The sequence below is a fragment of the Rhizobium sp. BK379 genome (genome assembly GCF_014193955.1).
Taxonomy (GTDB): domain Bacteria; phylum Pseudomonadota; class Alphaproteobacteria; order Rhizobiales; family Rhizobiaceae; genus Rhizobium.
Window position 1 is genome coordinate 1,939,653 of the sequence record NZ_JACIAD010000001.1, and the last position, 19,124, is coordinate 1,958,776.

Consider the following 19,124-nt stretch of genomic DNA (forward strand, 5'->3'; position numbering starts at 1 on the left):
CCGGCATGCGTCAGCCCAGAGGCTGAGTTACGCCGAAACCCTCTCGGGGCGTGCTGAGATTTTTGTCATCGTGCGCTCCCTTTCCAGAAACAAATGATGCCGCCCCTTTAAGCGATGCAAAAAACAAATGCAAGCCTGGGACGTATTAATTGCCGAACGACTTCCGATAAGTGCTCGGGCTGGTGCCAAGCCGCCGGCGGAAATGGTGGCGCATGGTTGCAAGCGTCCCGAAGCCGCTGGCAAGCGCAATATCGTCGAGCGACACCGCAAGCTCCTTCTCCAAGAGATCGCGGGCATGCCGTAACCGCTCCTTCAGCAGCCATTCGCCGACGCTGTCGCCCGTCGCCGCCTCGAAGCGGCGCTGGAAGGTGCGCATGCTCATCCCGGCCTTGTCGGCAAGCAGGCTGATGGGCTGGTCTTCGGACAACCGCTCGCGCATCCACTCGATCAGCGGCCCGAGGCGAATGCCCTCGCGCTCTTCCGGCACGGGAGCGGCGATGAACTGCGCCTGCCCGCCTTCGCGATGCGGCGGCACGACGAGCCGTCGCGCCACGCTGTTGGCGGCATCGGGGCCGAAATCGCCGCGCACCACATGCAGGCAGAGATCGATGCCCGCCGCACTGCCGGCCGCCGTCAGGATGTTGCCCTGGTCCATGTACAGCACATCGGCATCGAGCGCGATGTCGGGGTAGCGCTCGGCAATCGAGGCGACATAGCGCCAGTGCGTCGTCGCCCGCCGTCCGGCCAGCAGGCCGGATGCCGCAAGCACGGCAACACCCGAGCAGAGCGACATGACGCGTGCACCGCGCTCATGTGCTGCCCGCAAGGCTGATGTCAGCGGCTCCGGCACCGGCGCATCGATCGCCCGCCATCCCGGCGCGATGATGAGATCTGCCTTATCGAGCAGTTCCAGCCCGTGATCGACAGCAACCGTCAGCCCGCCGGCAGCGCGCAGCGGTCCCGGCTCGATACCGGCGACGGAGAAGCGATACCAGCCCTCCCCCATCTCCGGCCGCGACAGGCCGAAAACCTCGTAGGCAATGCCGAATTCGAAGGTGCAGAGCCCGTCATAGGCGAGCGCCACCACATGTGGTCCCTGCGTTCGATGGAGATCCGATTTTGGCATGATCTTTACGCTGTCAGTCACGATGGCCAATTTCGCCCATCCGTAGCATCGGCAATGATCGGCTGCAACAGCAACCAGGAAAGGACAAGACCTATGCCAAGCCCCGTCTCCGATATCCCTGCCGCTTCTCCCGAATCCGCCGCCGATCATTTCGCCGGCAAGCTCGCCTTCGAGACCGATTGCTCCGACGTGAACGCCGCCTCCGCCTCCGGCAAGGTCGATTTCGTGCTGCTCGATGTGCGCTCGCCCGCACTCTTTGCGCAGTCGCATGTGCCGGGCGCCCTCAATCTGCCGCATGGCAAGATGACCGCGCACCGCATGTCGGAATGGCCCTCCGATACGCTCTTCGTGGTCTACTGCGCCGGCCCGCATTGCAACGGCGCCGACAAGGCCGCCCTGCGCCTCTCCCGTCTCGGCCTCTCCGTCAAGCTGATGATCGGCGGGCTGACCGGCTGGGCCGATGAAGGTCTCGCCTTTGAAGGCGAGGCAAGCGCCGCCGCCTGATCCGGGATCCCCGCGGCGAAGGAAAATTTCATCCGTCACCGGACATGCTTCTCGTGCCGGCGACGGATGACACCATAGACAACCAGTCATGGCAGACAGATCCGGAGAAATCGGATTGCCAAGCACGCCGAAATCCATGTTTTTCTATAGGTTTCTCTGGAAATAAGCAGAGGCTGCCGTATATCGCTAGTTTCGCCGACCCTATCCGGCCGGCATACTATGCGACATTACTTGGAACACGGTCAGCATGTCACTTCGCAGTGCCCTTCGTGCACAAACAGCAGATTGCCATGCCGGGGTGGACGCCCTTTTCGGCAATTTCAGCCTCTTCGATATCAGGACCTATAAAACCTTCTTGCGCGCCCATGCCCGCGTGGTTCCGTCCGTCGAAGCCGCCCTGGAGCAGGCCGGTATCGAGCAGCTGCTGCCGGATTGGCCGGAGCGACGGCGCGCGCACCTTCTTCTTGCCGATATGGCCGAACTCCAGGAGCCCCCGCCTCCGCTTCTTGCCAGGCCCGATCTACGCGGCGGGGCCGCGCTCTGGGGCGCGGTCTATGTGCTGGAAGGATCGAAGCTTGGCGGCGCCATGCTGGCAAAAGCCGTGCCTGATGACCTGCCGAGCAGCTACCTCAGCCCGCACGGTCCGAAGGGTTCGATGCGCGCGTTTATGGAACGTCTTGATACCAGCGGCATTGACGATATGGCAGCCGCGGTTGCGGCTGCGCGCGGCGTTTTCGATCTCTTTCTGAAGGCTGCGCAACTCGAACTGGAAGCTGTCTGATGAGCAATGCGACCGGACCTGTCGATCTGACCAATTGCGACCGCGAGCCGATCCATCAACTCGGTTCCGTCCAGCCCTTCGGTTTTCTGCTTGCGGTATCCTCTGACTGGATCGTCACTCGGGCCTCGGCAAATCTCGCCGAATTCCTGGGCATAACTCACAGCGAAGCCGCGGGCCGGCCCGTGTCGTCGATCATTGTGCCCGAAGCTCTCCACGCCCTCCGCAACAAGCTTGCAACCCTGCGCGGCCCCGATACCGTCGAACGCATTTTCGGCATTGCCCTGACATCAGACCCTCAGCGTTTCGACGTCGCAGTGCATGTGAGTCACGGCCAGGTCATCATCGAAGGCGAGCGCTGCAACGAAGGCCAATCCAGCGCCCCGTCGCTCTCAATCCGCAGCATGATGTCACGTCTTGATCAAACGGAAACGCTGGAAGCCTTTTTTCGCGAAGGCGCACGGCAGGCCCGCGCCCTCACCGGTTTCGACCGCGTCATGGTCTACCGATTTGATGACAGCGGTTCCGGTGAGGTCGTGGCGGAGGCTGCCCGGCCGGGCATCGGCTCGTTCCTCGGCCTGCACTATCCTGCCTCGGATATTCCTGTGCAGGCGCGCGCGCTCTATCTGCGCAATCTGTTCCGCATCATTGCCGACATCAACGCGACACCGGTTCCGATCCTGCCCGAACTCGACGAACATGGCCGGCCCCTCGATCTCTCGATGTCGGTGCTGCGTTCGGTGTCGCCCATCCATATCGAATATCTCGCCAATATGGGCGTCGGCGCCTCACTCTCGATCTCCATCGTCGTCGATGGCAAGCTCTGGGGCCTGTTTGCCTGCCATCATTATAGTGAACGCCTGCCTTCGGCCGAAAGCCGCTCCACTGCCGAACTCTTCGGCCAGATGTTCGCATCCCGCCTCGAAAGCCGCGAGCGACGCCTGGCGCTTGACTACGAGACCAAGGCACGTCGCATCGCCGACCGGCTCCTGACGTCCGTTGCCGACAATGCAAGCCTGCTCGACGATCCGACCTGGCTGATCGATGCCCTGGCGGACGCCATTCCCGCAGATGGTATCGGCGTCTGGATCAATGGACGGCTGGCGATTGCCGGCCTCGGTCCGGACGAGAAGAGCTTTGCCGCTCTCATCCGCCACCTCAATCGCAATGCTGCCGGCCGGGTCTATGCGGTGGACCGGCTTGCGGAGACCTATCCCGATATCGAAATCGATGATGCCGTGGCGGGCATGCTCGCCATTCCGATCTCCCGTTCGCCGCGCGACTATGTCGTGTTGTTTCGTCAGGAGATCGTGCGCACCGTCCGCTGGGCCGGCGATCCGCACAAGCCGGTGGAATATGGCCCGAACGGTCCGCGGCTTACCCCGCGCAAGAGTTTCGAGGCCTGGTCCGAGCTGGTACGCGGCCGCTCCCTGCCCTTCACCGAAGCCGAGCGTCGCGTGGCAGAAACGATCCGCGTGACCCTGATCGAGGTGGTTCTGCGCCTGACGGACGAAGCGAGCATGGCGCGCCAGCTCGCCAACGAGCGGCAGGAGCTGCTGATCGCCGAGCTGAACCATCGTGTCCGCAATATTCTCGGCCTCATCGGCGGTCTGATCCGACAATCGCAATCATCGGCCATCAGCCTGCCGGATTACGTCCGGCAGCTCGAAGGCCGCGTCCAGTCGCTCTCCAGAGCCCACGACCAGATCACCCGCGACCACTGGGCGCCGGCTTCGCTGCGGCAGCTGCTGCTGGCCGAAGCCGCCGCCTATCTCGGCAAGAACGCCGAGCGTATCAGGATGACCGGCGAAGACGTGCTGCTGGAGCCGCAGGCCTTTTCGACGACGGCGCTTGTCTTCCACGAGCTGGTTACCAACAGCGCCAAATATGGAAGCCTGTCGGGATCCGGCTTTGTCGATCTCGGCTGGCTGAGGGATGAAGAAGGCAATCTCAATATAGGCTGGCGGGAAAGGAATGGCCCTCCGGTCACCGAGCCCAAGCGTCAGGGCTTCGGCTCGACGATCATTCGCCGCTCCATCCCCTACGATCTCGGCGGCAAGGCTGAGATCCGCTACATCAAAGAAGGGCTGGAAGCCGATTTCTCGATCCCGGCGAGGTATGTTGAAACAGTCAGCTCGGCAGACGAACACCCCGTTTCTGCGCCTGTCGAAACCGCGGCAGGCAAGGTCGTTGCTTCAGACAAGGAACCGCTCGCTGGTCTCAATGTGCTGCTGGTCGAGAATAACCTCATCATCGCCATGGATGGCGAAGACATTCTGCGCCGCTTGGGCGCGGAAGTCGCAACAGCGCCAAGCGTTGCCGATGCGATGGAATTCCTCGCCGGCCAGTCCTTCGATCTGGCACTTCTCGATGTCAATCTCGGTGACGAAACCAGTTTCGCGATTGCCGACCGGCTGGCCGCCAACAACGTGCCCTTCGTCTTCGCGACAGGTTACGGCGAGGGTATAGCGCAGGCCCACAGCCATTCGGATGCACCGATCCTGCAGAAGCCCTACACGATCGAGGGGGTGACGGACATTCTTGTCCGCATTTCGCTTCCGGCCAAGCTCTGAAGAAATTCGAACAAACGCGTAACCGTTAGACCGCCGATCGGCAGCTCAGTCCGGCCGCAACCCGCTTATGAAGAGCTGCTCCAGGAAACGCGCCGCATCCTCGAAGCGGCCGTCGCCGGAATGCGCTTCGCCGAGCACGGCGCGAACCTGCACGTCGAAATCGGCATAGTGCTGCGTCGTCGACCAGATCGAGAAGATCAGGTGATAGGGGTCGCAACGGGCGATCTTACCGCTTTTGATCCAGGTGCGGATGACCGCCGCCTTTTCGTCGACCAGCTCTTTTAGCGGCCCTTTCAGCATATCGAGAACATGCGGCGCACCCTGCAGCATCTCGTTGGCGAAGAGCCGGCTTTCCCTGGGGAAATCGCGCGCCATTTCAAGCTTGCGACGGATATAGCTGCGGATCTCCGATTCCGGATTGCCTTCCGCATCGAAGGCCCTGAGCGGCTCCAGCCAGTTGAAGAGCACCCGGTCGATCAGCGCCCGGTGCATCGCCTCCTTGGTGCGGAAATAGTAGAGCAGGTTCGGCTTCGACATGCCGGCCACTTCGGCGATCTGGTCTATCGTCGAGCCACGAAAGCCGCTGACCGAAAACACATCGAGCGCCGCTTCCAGGATTTGCTCTTCCTTCTCTTCCTGGATCCGTGTCCGCCGAAGTGTCTTCGCCGCTCTCGGTATGGCCATCCGCTCTTTTCCCCTTGAAATTCAACTTCTTCGCTCAAGATTCGAAGAACGGCCCTCCTGCCGCTTTAAAAGGCAACTGCCCGTATTTTTTGCCGGTATTTTCTAGCTGTTTTTCGTGATTTTCGTCTTGAGCGCGGCGATGGAAGTTGTAATGTTTACCAATCGGTCAAATTATCTGCCAGATAAAAAACAAAGGCAACTGGCGATTTTCCGGCGCTGAACAGAACAGAAAGCAGCAGCTGGATTTGACCACGGGAACATGGCGGCATGTACTTTGCATGACTGCCGCAAAACAGGTGAGGACTTTCAATCATGGTGGCAGCGCCAGGCGAAAACATGCGCGTCAACGGGGACCGTCTCTGGGACAGTCTCATGGACATGGCGAAAATTGGCCCGGGAATTGCCGGCGGCAACAACCGCCAGACGCTGACGGATTCGGACGCGGAGGGCCGTAGCCTCTTCCGCAAGTGGTGCGAAGACGCTGGCATGACGCTTGGTGTCGACAAGATGGGCACGATGTTTGCGACCCGCTCCGGCACCGATCCGAACGCTCTCCCCGTTTATGTCGGCTCGCATCTCGATACGCAGCCGACCGGCGGCAAATATGACGGTGTCCTCGGTGTGCTCGGCGCACTTGAAATCGTCAGGACAATGAACGATCTCGGCATCAAGACGAAGCACCCCATCGTCGTTACCAACTGGACCAATGAGGAAGGTGCGCGCTTTGCGCCTGCCATGCTGGCCTCCGGCGTCTTTGCCGGCGCGCACAGCCTGGATTTCGCCTATAACCGCAAGGATCCCGAAGGAAATCTCTTCGGCGACGAACTGAAACGCATCGGCTGGGTCGGTGACGAGGAAGTCGGCGCCCGCAAGATGCACGCCTATTTCGAATATCACATCGAGCAGGGCCCGATCCTCGAAGCCGAAGACAAGCAGATCGGCGTCGTCACCCACTGTCAGGGCCTGTGGTGGCTGGAATTCACGCTGACCGGCAAGGAAGCCCATACCGGCTCGACGCCGATGAACATGCGCGTCAATGCCGGCCTTGCCATGTCGCGCATCCTGGAAATGGTGCAGGGTGTCGCAATGGGCGAACAGCCTGGCGCCGTCGGCGGTGTCGGCCAGGTCTTCTTCTCGCCGAATTCCCGCAACGTGCTGCCAGGCAAGGTGGTCTTCACCGTCGATATCCGCTCGCCCGACAAGGCCAAGCTCGACCGCATGCGGGCAAAGATCGAGGCCGAGGCGCCCAAGATCTGCAATGCGCTAGGCGTCGGCTGTTCCGTCGAGGCGATCGGCCATTTCGAGCCGGTCACCTTCGACGAAAAGCTCGTCACCTCGGTCCGCTCCGCCGCCGAACGCCTCGGCTACTCCCACATGAACATCATCTCCGGCGCTGGCCACGACGCCTGCTGGGCCGCCAAGGTCGCACCCGCCACCATGGTCATGTGCCCATGTGTGGGTGGTCTTTCGCATAACGAGGCTGAGGAGATTTCCAAGGAATGGGCAACGGCTGGCGCCGATGTGCTGTTCCATGCTGTGGTAGAGACGGCGGAGATCGTCGCGTGATGGCGTCAGACTTGCCAACGACTTATCTCGACTATGCCGATGCCTTTAAGTTCGGAATTCAACGAACTGCCGACGATCTCGCATGGGCCACCGCCAATGCGACGCCAATGACTGAAGGACCGTGGGGCGACGTCCCCAGTGTGGAGGTCTTCTACATTGGCATCGATGCAGCAGGCAAGCGGATCAGCCTTCCGCAAATATCGAGCTTTTGGCGATATAAACCTTCGGGGGTTCAACTGGCCAATTCAGATGACCACGACCCAAATGCACCCCTTCAAACCTATTATGTCTATGGACCTGGACCCCGTGTCGTTCGCATCGAACTCGGCCCTTCCATGCCCGGGATGCTGATCAAACGCCCCCAGGGCAGCCACCCCGTACAGTCGACTGGGCTGATCGACGGCAAGGATTTCTACTTTCGCGAAAGCGACGGTTTCTGGTCATTGTCAGTCGGCGGCGCTGATGTCGTTGGCCAACCCGACTGGTATTACGAGGAAGAGCATGACGCGCACGATGAACTGAGTGAAGATGCAGTTTACCGCCTCATCACCAAAGGCGCAGCGCTCCTGCGAAGTGGCACGCCCACGATGGCAGTCGAGCAGTAACAGCTAGGAAAAGGAGCAGCAGCCATGACTACAGTCATCAAGAACGGCACCATCGTCACGGCCGACCTCACCTACAAGGCGGATGTGAAGATTGACGGCGGCAAGATCGTCGAGATCGGCCCGAACCTTTCCGGCAACGAAGTGCTTGATGCCACAGGCTGTTTCATCATGCCCGGCGGCATCGACCCGCACACCCATCTCGAAATGCCCTTCATGGGCACCTATTCCTCCGACGATTTCGAGAGCGGCACGCGGGCGGCCCTTTCCGGCGGCACGACCATGGTCGTCGACTTCGCCCTTCCCTCGCCCGGCCAGTCGCTGCTCGAAGCGCTGACCATGTGGGACAACAAGTCCACCCGCGCCAATTGCGACTATTCCTTCCACATGGCGATCACCTGGTGGGGCGAGCAGGTCTTCAACGAGATGAAGACCATCGTTCAGGACAAGGGCATCAACACCTTCAAGCATTTCATGGCCTACAAGGGCGCGCTGATGGTGAATGACGACGAGATGTTCGCCTCCTTCCAGCGCTGCGCCGAGCTTGGCGCCCTGCCGCTCGTCCATGCCGAAAACGGCGATGTCGTCGCCTCGCTGTCGGCCAAGCTGCTCTCGGAAGGCAATAATGGCCCGGAGGCCCATGCCTATTCGCGCCCGGCCGAAGTCGAGGGCGAAGCCACCAACCGTGCTATCATGATCGCCGACATGGCCGGCTGCCCCGTCTATATCGTCCACACCTCCTGCGAACAGGCGCATGAAGCGATCCGCCGCGCCCGCCAGAAGGGCATTCGCGCCTATGGCGAGCCGCTGATCCAGCACCTGACGCTCGACGAGACCGAATATTTCGACAAGGACTGGGATCATGCCGCCCGCCGCGTCATGTCCCCGCCCTTCCGCAACAAGCAGCATCAGGATAGCCTCTGGGCGGGCCTCGCCTCCGGTTCGCTACAGGTGGTGGCGACCGATCACTGCGCCTTCACCACGGCGCAGAAGCGCTTCGGCGTCGGTGATTTCACCAAGATCCCGAACGGCACCGGCGGCCTCGAAGACCGCATGCCGATGCTTTGGACCTATGGCGTCAATACCGGCCGTCTGACGATGAATGAATTCGTCGCCGTCACCTCGACCAACATCGCCAAGATCCTCAACATTTACCCGAAGAAGGGCGCCATCCTCGTCGGCGCCGATGCCGATCTGGTTGTCTGGGATCCGAAGCGCTCCAAAACCATTTCGTCGAAGCGCCAGCAATCGGCGATCGATTACAACGTCTTCGAGGGCAAGGAAGTCACCGGCCTGCCGCGTTACACGCTGACGCGCGGCGTCGTGGCCATCGAGGAGGATACGGTTAAGACCCGCTCGGGCCACGGTGAATTCGTCAAGCGCGAGCCGGTTACCGCCGTCAGCAAGGCGCTGTCGACCTGGAAGGAGATCACGGCTCCGCGCAAGGTCGAGCGTACGGGCATCCCGGCAAGCGGGGTATGATATTGATGCGCGGCCATCTGCTTTTGACAATCGTCTGCCTGGCCGCTCTTTCCACTGCGGCAAATGCAGATACGCTGCCCATCAAGGGCAGTTACGGCAACAAGGATGGCTGCGCCTATGCCAAGACCGGCGAAAGCACCGGCTCCGACAACTTCTTCCTGCTGACATCGGAGGCCATCACCACGGCTGCGTCCTATTGCGAGGTCAAGAAGATCTTGAAGACCGAGGGCAAGAACTTCTCCGCAACCGTTGCCTGCCAGGCAGAAGGCGAAGAAAGCAGCTCCGACGATACCGCCAGGATCACGTCTGGCCCGAAAGGCTATACGATCGGGCTTGCCTCGGATGCCAATATCAAGTGGGGGCCGCTGCCGCTATGCAAATAGCCTCACGCAGGCACCAGCTGATCGAGCTCGGGCAGCAGGACGACACTCTCCTGCTCGTTCGGATCGGTGCGCGCAATGATCGCCGTGCACGGCGTACTGCTGAGGTTTGCCGGGAGATGCGGCACGCCGGCCGGAATATAAAAAAGCTCGCCGGCGCGCACGATCACATGGTTTTCAAGCTTGTCGCCGTACCAGGTATGGGCCTCGCCGGAGAGCATGTAGATCGCCGTTTCATGCGCCTCATGCAGATGCGCCTTGGCGCGCACGCCGGGCGGGATCGTCAGAAGATGCATGCAGATGCCCTTCGCGCCCACGGTTTCGGCCGCAATACCCTCGAAATAGCTGAGCCCCTGCTTGCCGTCATAGGTGTGGTTGGGGCGAACAATATGGCAGGTGGGCTTTGATTTTGCGTCCATCCTCATCCTCCAAGGACTGTGCTGCCGGAAAGGCCGGCGGCGATGATATCATGGAAAACCGCGCAGGCGCGGCGAAAACAAGACTGGTTTATTGATGCAAGCACCCTCCGTCGTATCCGCCAAGGATCTCTGTCTCACCTACCAGACGAATGACGGGCCGGTGCATGCGCTGAGCAATGTCAATCTCGATATCCGCAAGGGCGAATTCGTCTCCTTCATCGGTCCCTCCGGCTGCGGCAAGACGACCTTCCTGCGTGTCATCGCCGATCTCGAACGCACCACATCGGGCGAGATCGCCATCAACGGCATGACGCCGGAAGAGGCGCGCAAGGCGCGCGCCTATGGCTACGTCTTCCAGGCGCCGGCGCTATATCCCTGGCGCACGATCGAAAAGAACATCGCCCTGCCTCTGGAGATCATGGGCTATTCGAGGTCCGACCGGAAGAAGCGCATTGCCGATGCGCTCGATCTCGTTGAACTCTCAGGCTTCAACAAGAAATTCCCCTGGCAACTCTCGGGCGGGATGCAGCAGCGCGCCTCGATCGCCCGCGCGCTTGCCTTCGATGCAGATCTGTTGCTGATGGACGAACCCTTCGGGGCGCTGGACGAAATCGTCCGCGACCACCTGAATGCAGCCCTTCTGAAGCTGTGGGCGCGCACCAACAAGACAATCTGCTTCGTCACCCATTCCATTCCGGAGGCGGTCTATCTCTCCACCAAGATCGTGGTCATGTCGCCCCGCCCCGGCCGCGTGACGGACGTGATCGACTCGACCCTGCCAAGCGAGCGTCCACTCGATATCCGTGAAACCCCGGAATTCCTGGAAATCGCCCATCGTGTGCGCGAAGGGCTGAGGGCGGGGCATAGTTATGAGCAGTAAGGCTTTGCATCCGGTTGCCGGCGGAACAGGGTGGGGCAACCTCAACCTCCCCAAGTGGAGGGACGCCGCATGAAACCCGACACCTTCAAGGACAAGATCGTCCCCGTCCTCACAATCCTGCTGGTGCTGGTCGCGATCTGGTATGTCGCAGCCGTCATCCTGAACACGCCGTTTCAGCGCGACATGGATACGCGCAACAGCATCACCTCGACCACGATGGAATTTGTCGGCAAGACGCTCTCCCAGCCGAAACCCGTCCTGCCGGCGCCGCATCAGGTGGCGCAGAATGTGTTCGAAAACACCTTCCTCAGAAAGCTCTCGAGCAATCGCAGCCTCGTCTATCACGCAGGCGTCACCCTCTCGTCCACCGCACTCGGCTTTGCCTTCGGCACGCTGCTCGGTATCGTCATTGCCGTTGCCATCATCCACATCAAGGCGCTGGACCGCAGCCTGATGCCCTGGATCATTGCCTCGCAGACCGTGCCCATCCTGGCGGTTGCGCCCATGATCATCGTCGTTCTCGGCTCGATCAACATCACCGGCCTGATCCCCAAAGCGCTGATATCGACCTATCTCTCCTTCTTCCCGGTCGCCGTCGGCATGGTGAAGGGCTTGCGGTCGCCCGAGGTCATGCATCTGGATTTGATGCGCACCTATAATGCCACCGCCGCACAAACCTTCTGGAAGCTGCGCGTGCCCGCCTCCATTCCCTTCCTCTTCACGTCGATGAAGGTGGCGATCGCCGCAAGCCTGGTCGGTACCATCGTCGGCGAACTGCCGACCGGCGCTGTTGCCGGCATCGGCTCGAAATTGCTTGCCGGCTCCTATTATAGCCAGACCATCGACATATGGGCGGCACTGGTCGCAGGTTCGGTCCTCGCGGCGATCCTCGTCACGATCGTCGGCCTCGTTGCGAAGATCGTCGATCGCGCCATGGGCGGGAGACCGGCATGAAACAGATGACGCTTTCCTGGCAGGGCCTGGTCGCCCTCCTCTGCGCCATAGCGGCCATGTTCACGCTGCCTCTCTATGCGGCCGGAGCCTCTGAGCCTCCATCATCCATGACGACCACGCTGATCACCCTGTTCGTCGTCGCCGCGGCGCTGATTTCCTTCGCGCCCATATCCAGAGCGCTCACCGCCACGGTCCTCTTCATCGGCGCCCATGGCGCAGCCTGGCTGTTGCTCAACACGCTCTCGGGCAACGAGCGCTTTGCCACCCTCTCCTTCTTCCTGCTGCTTGCCGCAGGCTGGCTGCTTGCCTCGCGCTGCGTCACGGAACTGTCCGAACTCCAGCCGCCAACGCCTGTCGGCAAATGGTTGTTGCGCCTGCTGATTCCCGCCATTTTCGGCGCCTGGATCCTCATCATCTGGGAAGCGGCCACGCGCGGCCTCGGCATTCCCTTCGTCATCCTGCCGCCGCCAGGCGCGATCTGGGCGCGCATATCAGGCTCGCTGCCAACCCTTGGCGAAGATATCAGGCAGACGATCTTCAAAGCGGTCCTCATCGGATACGTCATCGGCTGCACGAGCGGCTTCGTGGTTGCCATCCTCGCTGACCGCTTCGCTTTCCTGCGTCGCGGCCTGCTGCCGATCGGCAATATGGTGTCCGCGCTGCCGATCATCGGCGTCGCACCCATCATGGTCATGTGGTTCGGCTTCGACTGGCAGTCAAAGGCCGCCGTCGTCATCATCATGACCTTCTTCCCCATGCTGGTGAACACGGTCGCCGGCCTCGCCGCCTCCGGCAACATGGAGCGCGACCTGATGCGCACCTACGCATCCAACTATTGGCAGACGCTGCTGAAGCTCCGGCTTCCCGCCGCAATGCCCTTCATTTTCAACGCACTGAAGATCAACTCGACGCTGGCGATGATTGGTGCCATCGTTGCGGAATTCTTCGGGACGCCGATCGTCGGCATGGGCTTTCGCATCTCCACCGAGATGGGCCGCATGAATGTCGACATGGTCTGGGCCGAGATCGCCGTCGCGGCGCTTGCAGGCTCGATCTTCTATGGTGTCGTCGCCCTTGCCGAGAGGGCGGTGACGTTCTGGCATCCGTCTATCCGTGGTGGTTAGGCGCGCCCCGGCCTCCCATAGCGGCCTGGGCATAACTTCAGAGGGAAAAAAGAAAATGAAAAAGTTGATGGTTGCAATGATGGCGAGCGCGATGTCGCTTGCCGCGGCCCATGCAATGGCCGCCGACAAGGTGACGCTGCAGCTGAAATGGGTCACCCAGTCGCAGTTCGCCGGTTATTACGTCGCCAAGGACAAGGGCTATTACGAAGAAGAAGGCCTCGACGTCGATATCAAGCCGGGCGGCCCCGACATCGCGCCGGAACAGGTGATTGCCGGCGGCGGCGCCGATGTGATCGTCGACTGGATGGGCGGCGCGCTGGTCGCCCGCGAAAAGGGCGTTCCGCTCGTCAATATCGCCCAGCCCTATCAGAAATCCGGCATGGAAATGATCTGCCGCAAGGATGGTCCGATCAAGACCGAAGCCGACTTCAAGGGCCACACGCTCGGCGTCTGGTTCTTCGGCAACGAATATCCCTTCTTCGCCTGGATGAACAAGCTGGGCCTCAAGACCGATGGCGGTGCTGACGGCGTGACCGTGCTGAAGCAGAGCTTCGACGTGCAGCCGCTGCTGCAGAAGCAGGCCGATTGCATCTCCGTCATGACCTATAACGAATACTGGCAGGCAATCGATGCCGGCCTCAAGCCGGAAGACCTTGTGGTCTTCAACTATACCGCCATGGGCAATGACCTTCTTGAGGACGGCCTTTATGCAATGGAAGACAAGCTGAAGGATCCGGCCTTCAAGGAAAAGATGGTCAAGTTCGTCCGCGCTTCCATGAAGGGCTGGAAATACGCGATGGAAAATCCTGACGATGCAGCCGGGATCGTCGTCGACGCCGGCGGCCAGGACGAAAACCACCAGAAGCGGATGATGGGCGAAGTCGCCAAGCTGATCGGGGATGGTACCGGCAAGCTCGACACCACGCTCTATGACCGCACGGCCAAGGCCCTGCTCGACCAGAAAATCGTCAACAAGGAGCCGTCGGGCGCCTGGACCCACGACATCACGGACGCTGCCGCCAAGTAGCAGCATATCGATGCCGAAATGCAACGCGCGCGGGAGAATCTCCCGCGCGTTTCTGTTTTTTGCACTCGATGGAAAAAATCGCCTTGCAACTGTCGCATTTGTCAGGCGTCAAACGTCAAACCTTGTGCGGGCCGATCAATCATCGTCATGTTCACATAACCCTTAGGTGATTGATGGGCATCGCAATGGTAATTAATGGTATCTCATGGGGAATTATTTTCTGCCGGGCTTGCACGTGGAGCAAATCAATACCACGTACTAGCCGGATTTGCCGGATTGGGACCATAAGTTCCGGCGAACGGGATGCGGGTAAATACCTCTGAGATTTGGAAGACGGCATTCGCCCGACCGCGAGCCTGTTTGAGAACGCGCGAGTTCGGCCGATCCCGTCAAGAGATTGGACGACGACGCATGGCACTCAAGCCGCACGCATTACTACGCGCCTCCACTTTTCCCATCGCCGCTTTTGCGGCCTCGGCTCTTCTTGCCGCTACTTTTGCGGCCCCGGCTGTATTTGCCGAGGAACCCCAGGCCACGCAGGCCCAGGCCTCCCAGAACCTGCCCGCAATCGTCGTCACCACAGCGGCGAACCGCACCCTCGTCGACCGTGTCATCGGTACCGGAACGGTCAAGCCCGTCGAGGAAGTCTATATCCAGCCGCAGGTGGAAGGCCTCTCCATTCGCAGTCTGAAGGCTGATGTCGGCGACAAGGTTCAGGCCGACAGCACACTGGCGACGCTGAACGATGACGCTCTGGTCCTGACCAAGAGCCAGATGATGGCGACGAAAGCCAAGGGCGAGGCAAGCCTCGCTCAGCTGCGCGCCCAGCTCATCGAGGCGCAGGCCAATGCCGAACAGGCAAGGCAGCAGCAGGCTCGCGCCCAGGAAATGGGCAAGAAGGGCACGGTTTCGACCGCCCAGGTCGAACAGGCCGATGCGACCGCCGCCGCCGCCAACGCGCGCGTCGCTTCCGCCGAGCAGGCGATCGAAGTCGCCGAAGCCGACCTCAAGGTCTTCGACAGCCAGATTGCCGATGCGGATCTGAAGCTCGCTCGAACCGACGTGAAGACGCCGGTCGCCGGCACGGTCTCGGCAAAGAACGCCAAGGTCGGCGCCATTGCCGCCGGCAACGGCGATCCGCTATTCACGCTTATCCGCGACGGCGATATCGAGCTTGTCGCCGAAGTCGCCGAGAGTGACATCGTCAGGATCATGGCCGGCCAGAAGGCGACGATCTCGCTTTCCGGCAGCCGCGAGAAGCTTTCCGGCGCAGTGCGCCTGGTGTCGCCGACCGTCGACCCGGTCACCCGCCTCGGCCTCGTCCATATCTCCATCGACGATGACAGCAAGGCGCGTTCCGGCATGTATGGCAGCGCCGAGATCATCGTCCGCGAGACTGAGGGCGTGTCCCTTCCGCTGACGGCAGTGCTCACCGGCAGTGAAGGCTCCTCCGCCCGCAGGGTCGAGAATGGCGTGGTGAAATTCGCCAAAGTCGAGACCGGCATCCAGGATGGAGCCTATGTCGAAATCACAAGTGGATTGAAGACCGGCGACGAAGTCGTGGCCAAGGCGGGCGCCTATGTCCGCGACGGCGACCACATCACTCCGGTGCGCGAACAGCCTTCGGCTTCCAACTAAAGAGACCATCCGATGAATTTTTCAGCCTGGTCCATTCGAAATCCGATCGCACCGCTTCTGGCCTTCTGCCTGTTGATATTCATCGGCATGCAGTCCTTCAACAAGCTGCCGATCACGCGCTTCCCGAACATCGACGTACCGCTCGTTTCGATCAGCGTGACGCAGAGCGGTGCTTCGCCGGCGGAACTCGAAATGCAGGTGACGAAGGAGATCGAAGACGCGATCGCCTCGATCACCGGTATTGACGAAATCCAGTCGACGGTGACCGACGGCAGCTCGCAGACCAACGTCATGTTCCGGATGGAAGTGCCGACGGAACAGGCTGTACAGGACGTCAAGGACGCGATCGACCGCATTCGCAGCGATCTGCCGGCAACGGCCGAGACACCGATTGTCACCAAGGTCGATGTCGAGGGCCAGGCAATCCAGACCTTCGCCGTTTCCTCGCCTGATATGTCGCTCGAAGAACTCTCCTGGTTCGTCGACGATACGATCAAGCGTGCGCTGCAGGGCCAGGCCGGCATCGGCCGCGTCGACCGTTATGGCGGCGCCGAACGCGAAGTGCGCATCGAACTCACGCCCGGCAAGCTCGATGCCCATGGCATCACCGCTGCAAGCGTGAACCAGCAACTGCGCGGCACCAACGTCGATCTCGGCTCCGGCCGCGGCCAGGTGGCAGGCAGCGAGCAGGCGATCCGCGTTCTCGGCGACGCCCGCAATGTCGCCGAGCTTGCAGACACGACGATTGCGCTGCCAAGTGGCCGTTTCGTCAAGCTATCCGATCTCGGCGTCATCAAGGACACCTACGAGGAGCCGAAATCCTTCTCGCGCTTCAACGATACGCCTGTCGTCACCTTCGGCGTCTTCCGCTCGAAGGGCGCCAGCGAAGTCAGCGTCGCCGAAACCGTGGCGCAGAGCCTCGACAAGGTCAGGAGCGAAAACCCGAATGTGAAGATCGAGATGATCGACGATTCGGTCTATTTCACGTACGGCAACTATGAAGCCGCCATTCATACGCTGCTCGAAGGCGCGCTGCTCGCCGTCATCGTCGTCCTTCTGTTCCTCAGGAACTGGCGCGCGACCCTGATTTCAGCCATCGCGCTGCCGCTCTCTGCGATCCCGACCTTCTGGGTCATGGACATGATGGGCTTCTCGCTGAACCTCGTCAGCTTCCTGGCTCTGACGCTCGCGACAGGTATTCTCGTCGACGACGCGATCGTCGAAATCGAAAACATTGCCCGCCATATCAAGATGGGTAAGACGCCCTATCGGGCGGCGATCGAAGCGGCGGACGAAATCGGCCTTGCCGTCATCGCCACCACCTTCACGATCATCGCCGTCTTCGTGCCCGTTTCCTTCATGCCGGGCATTCCGGGTCAATACTTCATCCAGTTCGGCCTGACGGTCGCTTTCTCCGTCTTCTTCTCGCTGATGGTCGCGCGCCTCATCACTCCGATGATGGCCGCCTATCTGATGCGTGCCGAAGACGGCATGGAAGACCATCATGACAATGACGGTCTGCTGATGCGTGGATACACGCGTCTCATACGCGGCACGACCGGCCACTGGTACACGCGTTATGCGACGTTGCTTGTGGCGATCGGCTTTCTGGTCGGTTCTGTCATGTTGCTCATGCAGGTGCCCGGCAGCTTCCTGCCGCCGGAAGATGCCTCGCGCATCGTTCTTTCGGTCGAACTGCCGCCCAACGCACGGCTTGACGACACGGAGAAGACGACGGATGCGATCTATGACCGGGTCAAGGACATCAACGGCGTCGATAGCGTCTTCGTCCTCGGCGGCGCGTCTCCGAAGGGCGAACTCGAACTGCGCCGAGCGACCATCACGCTCGCACTCGACAAGCTCGACCAGTCGCTGGTCAAGAAGGTGGTCAATGACGTGCTCGGCCATCTCCCCGTTATCGGCCCGATGCTGCCGAAGGTGGAGGTCCACGGCCGCGAGCGTCCGCAATGGGATATCGAAAAGGAAGTCTTCGCCAAGCTGCGCGACATTCCCGACGTCCATATCCTGAAGCTCAACGACCGCGGCGAACGCGACCTCTCGTTCAACTTCCTTTCCAAGAACGAGGAGGACCTGAATAACGCGGTCGGCATTCTGGAATCCAAGCTGCGAGCTGATCCGCTGCTGGCCAATGTCAGCGCCGATGGCGCCCTTCCCCGTCCGGAACTGCAGGTCCGTCCGCGCAAGGACGAGGCCGCTCGCCTCGGCATCACGCCGCAGCAGATCTCCGAGACGATCCGCGTCGCCACCATCGGCGACGTCGATGCGGCCCTTGCCAAGATCTCGCTCGACGATCGCCAGATTCCGATCCGGGTTCAGGCCTCACTCGACATGCGCCGCGATCTCGCCGCCATCCGGGCATTGAAGATCCAGACGGCCAGTGGCGGCACCGTGCCGCTCGCGACCGTCGCCAATATCGACTATTCGGAAGGTGTGAGCTCGATCAAGCGCAACAACCGTTACCGCGTCGTCTCGATCGGCTCTGACCTGCCGCAGGGCGTGGCGCTCGACACGGCTTCGGCCCGCTTCCGCCAGATCGTCAACGACGCCAAGCTTCCCGCCACCGTGCACCTTGCTGAAAGCGGCGACACCAAGGTGCAGACGGAGATGCAGCAGAGCTTCGTCAACGCCATGCTGATGGGTCTCCTCCTGGTGCTGACGGTGCTGATCCTGCTCTTTAAGGATATCATCCAGCCCTTCACCATCCTGTTCTCGCTGCCACTCGCAATCGGCGGCGTGGCCGCAGGCCTGATCGTCACCAGCAACCCGCTGTCCATGCCGGTCATGATCGGCATCCTGATGCTGATGGGTATCGTCACCAAGAACGCCATCCTGCTCGTCGATTTCGCGATCGAGATGCGCCACCAGGGCATGGCTCGTGTCGAGGCCATGGTCGAAGCCGGCCGCAAGCGCGCCCGCCCGATCATCATGACCTCGATCGCCATGTCGGCCGGCATGCTGCCTTCCGCCCTCGGCGTCGGCGAAGGCGGCTCGTTCCGCGCACCGATGGCGATCGCGGTGATCGGCGGCATCATCGTCTCGACGGTGCTCTCGCTTGTCGTCGTGCCCTCCTTCTTCCTGATCATGGACGATCTTTCCCGCCTCCTCGGCTGGATCTTCGGTCGTCTGGTCGGCAAGAAAGACAAGGAGGACCTGCCGATGTCGAGCGACGACCTCACCCGCGCTGCCCGCGAGAACCGCAGCGACATCGACTCGCTGGAGGAACGCCTGACCGCGATCGAAAGACCGGAAAGCAAGCGTAAGACGGGCAACGACACCAACGTGCTGCGCCTGCCGCCCTTCGCGGCTGAATAGGACAGAAATCATAACGCAAGAGGCCGGGCATCGACCCGGCCTTTTGTTTTTCGA

The 19,124-nt window shown here is 61.2% G+C and carries 16 protein-coding genes; 13 read left to right on the plus strand and 3 right to left on the minus strand.

All coding sequences use genetic code 11. From position 1 onward, the window contains the following. Positions 1-145: 145 nt before the first annotated feature. Positions 146-1,147 (minus strand): transcriptional regulator FtrA, encoded by a 1,002-nt coding sequence (gene ftrA / locus FHT93_RS09910; protein ID WP_183847600.1) that lies wholly within the window; start codon positions 1,145-1,147, stop codon positions 146-148. Positions 1,148-1,219: 72 nt separating this feature from the next. Between ftrA and FHT93_RS09915 the strand changes: the two genes are divergently transcribed. From FHT93_RS09915 to FHT93_RS09925, 3 genes are all read left to right on the plus strand, one after another. Continuing rightward, complete coding sequence (locus tag FHT93_RS09915) at positions 1,220-1,630, plus strand: rhodanese-like domain-containing protein (RefSeq protein WP_183847287.1); 411 nt, start codon at positions 1,220-1,222, stop codon at positions 1,628-1,630. A gap of 247 nt (positions 1,631-1,877) precedes the next feature. Continuing rightward, entirely contained in the window at positions 1,878-2,411 is a 534-nt protein-coding gene (locus tag FHT93_RS09920) for a biliverdin-producing heme oxygenase (RefSeq protein ID WP_183847289.1), read from the plus strand. Further along, positions 2,411-4,981 carry an HWE histidine kinase domain-containing protein gene (locus FHT93_RS09925; RefSeq protein ID WP_113204463.1) on the plus strand — a complete coding sequence of 857 codons (2,571 nt, stop codon included), beginning with the start codon at positions 2,411-2,413 and terminating at the stop codon, positions 4,979-4,981. Before FHT93_RS09920 ends, FHT93_RS09925 begins: the two co-directional genes overlap by 1 nt. A 45-nt stretch (positions 4,982-5,026) precedes the next feature. On the opposite strand, the gene FHT93_RS09930 is transcribed toward FHT93_RS09925, so the two are convergent. Next, positions 5,027-5,665: a TetR family transcriptional regulator C-terminal domain-containing protein gene (locus FHT93_RS09930; protein WP_112544025.1), complete on the minus strand. Its 639-nt coding sequence runs from the start codon at positions 5,663-5,665 to the stop codon at positions 5,027-5,029. 312 nt (positions 5,666-5,977) lie between these two features. On the opposite strand from FHT93_RS09930, the gene FHT93_RS09935 reads away from it, so the two are divergent. From FHT93_RS09935 to FHT93_RS09950, 4 genes are read left to right on the plus strand one after another with little or no spacing between them, the layout of a single operon-like run. After that, a complete protein-coding gene (locus tag FHT93_RS09935) occupies positions 5,978-7,231 on the plus strand; it encodes a Zn-dependent hydrolase (RefSeq protein WP_113016895.1) in 1,254 nt (417 codons plus the stop codon). Continuing rightward, a complete protein-coding gene (locus FHT93_RS09940) occupies positions 7,228-7,836 on the plus strand; it encodes a hypothetical protein (RefSeq protein WP_162728623.1) in 609 nt (202 codons plus the stop codon). The genes FHT93_RS09935 and FHT93_RS09940 overlap by 4 nt, the downstream gene beginning before the upstream one ends. A gap of 24 nt (positions 7,837-7,860) precedes the next feature. Then, on the plus strand, positions 7,861-9,315 hold the full coding sequence (hydA, locus tag FHT93_RS09945) for a dihydropyrimidinase (protein WP_112544022.1): 1,455 nt from the start codon (positions 7,861-7,863) through the stop codon (positions 9,313-9,315). 5 nt (positions 9,316-9,320) lie between these two features. Next, positions 9,321-9,698 carry a hypothetical protein gene (locus FHT93_RS09950; protein ID WP_246715472.1) on the plus strand — a complete coding sequence of 126 codons (378 nt, stop codon included), beginning with the start codon at positions 9,321-9,323 and terminating at the stop codon, positions 9,696-9,698. 2 nt (positions 9,699-9,700) lie between these two features. Here FHT93_RS09950 and FHT93_RS09955 read toward each other — a convergent pair whose 3' ends face one another. Then, on the minus strand, positions 9,701-10,114 hold the full coding sequence (locus tag FHT93_RS09955) for a cupin domain-containing protein (RefSeq protein ID WP_112544020.1): 414 nt from the start codon (positions 10,112-10,114) through the stop codon (positions 9,701-9,703). 94 nt (positions 10,115-10,208) lie between these two features. On the opposite strand from FHT93_RS09955, the gene FHT93_RS09960 reads away from it, so the two are divergent. From FHT93_RS09960 to FHT93_RS09985, 6 genes are all read left to right on the plus strand, one after another. Next, positions 10,209-10,994, plus strand: a complete 786-nt coding sequence (locus FHT93_RS09960) for an ABC transporter ATP-binding protein (protein ID WP_112544019.1) — start codon at positions 10,209-10,211, stop codon at positions 10,992-10,994. Between the two features lie 69 nt (positions 10,995-11,063). Continuing rightward, positions 11,064-11,948, plus strand: a complete 885-nt coding sequence (locus FHT93_RS09965; RefSeq protein WP_112971161.1) for an ABC transporter permease — start codon at positions 11,064-11,066, stop codon at positions 11,946-11,948. Next, positions 11,945-13,072 (plus strand): ABC transporter permease, encoded by a 1,128-nt coding sequence (locus FHT93_RS09970; RefSeq protein ID WP_113116700.1) that lies wholly within the window; start codon positions 11,945-11,947, stop codon positions 13,070-13,072. Before FHT93_RS09965 ends, FHT93_RS09970 begins: the two co-directional genes overlap by 4 nt. 55 nt (positions 13,073-13,127) lie before the next feature. Continuing rightward, positions 13,128-14,099 (plus strand): ABC transporter substrate-binding protein, encoded by a 972-nt coding sequence (locus FHT93_RS09975; RefSeq protein ID WP_112544016.1) that lies wholly within the window; start codon positions 13,128-13,130, stop codon positions 14,097-14,099. Between the two features lie 411 nt (positions 14,100-14,510). After that, a complete protein-coding gene (locus FHT93_RS09980) occupies positions 14,511-15,737 on the plus strand; it encodes an efflux RND transporter periplasmic adaptor subunit (protein WP_113116699.1) in 1,227 nt (408 codons plus the stop codon). Between the two features lie 12 nt (positions 15,738-15,749). Continuing rightward, positions 15,750-19,070 (plus strand): efflux RND transporter permease subunit, encoded by a 3,321-nt coding sequence (locus FHT93_RS09985; RefSeq protein ID WP_183847291.1) that lies wholly within the window; start codon positions 15,750-15,752, stop codon positions 19,068-19,070. The last annotated feature ends 54 nt before the right edge of the window (positions 19,071-19,124 follow it).

Bases quoted from the DNA above. Each gene is read 5' to 3' on its own strand.
- FHT93_RS09980 (WP_113116699.1), top strand. From the start codon at position 14,511: ATGGCACTCAAGCCGCACGCATTACTACGCGCCTCCACTTTTCCCATC.
- FHT93_RS09935 (WP_113016895.1), top strand. From the start codon at position 5,978: ATGGTGGCAGCGCCAGGCGAAAACATGCGCGTCAACGGGGACCGTCTC.
- FHT93_RS09975 (WP_112544016.1), top strand. From the start codon at position 13,128: ATGAAAAAGTTGATGGTTGCAATGATGGCGAGCGCGATGTCGCTTGCC.
- FHT93_RS09985 (WP_183847291.1), top strand. From the start codon at position 15,750: ATGAATTTTTCAGCCTGGTCCATTCGAAATCCGATCGCACCGCTTCTG.
- hydA (WP_112544022.1), top strand. From the start codon at position 7,861: ATGACTACAGTCATCAAGAACGGCACCATCGTCACGGCCGACCTCACC.
- FHT93_RS09915 (WP_183847287.1), top strand. From the start codon at position 1,220: ATGCCAAGCCCCGTCTCCGATATCCCTGCCGCTTCTCCCGAATCCGCC.
- FHT93_RS09925 (WP_113204463.1), top strand. From the start codon at position 2,411: ATGAGCAATGCGACCGGACCTGTCGATCTGACCAATTGCGACCGCGAG.
- FHT93_RS09960 (WP_112544019.1), top strand. From the start codon at position 10,209: ATGCAAGCACCCTCCGTCGTATCCGCCAAGGATCTCTGTCTCACCTAC.
- FHT93_RS09930 (WP_112544025.1), bottom strand. From the start codon at position 5,665: ATGGCCATACCGAGAGCGGCGAAGACACTTCGGCGGACACGGATCCAG.
- FHT93_RS09920 (WP_183847289.1), top strand. From the start codon at position 1,878: ATGTCACTTCGCAGTGCCCTTCGTGCACAAACAGCAGATTGCCATGCC.
- FHT93_RS09950 (WP_246715472.1), top strand. From the start codon at position 9,321: ATGCGCGGCCATCTGCTTTTGACAATCGTCTGCCTGGCCGCTCTTTCC.
- FHT93_RS09970 (WP_113116700.1), top strand. From the start codon at position 11,945: ATGAAACAGATGACGCTTTCCTGGCAGGGCCTGGTCGCCCTCCTCTGC.
- FHT93_RS09955 (WP_112544020.1), bottom strand. From the start codon at position 10,114: ATGGACGCAAAATCAAAGCCCACCTGCCATATTGTTCGCCCCAACCAC.
- FHT93_RS09965 (WP_112971161.1), top strand. From the start codon at position 11,064: ATGAAACCCGACACCTTCAAGGACAAGATCGTCCCCGTCCTCACAATC.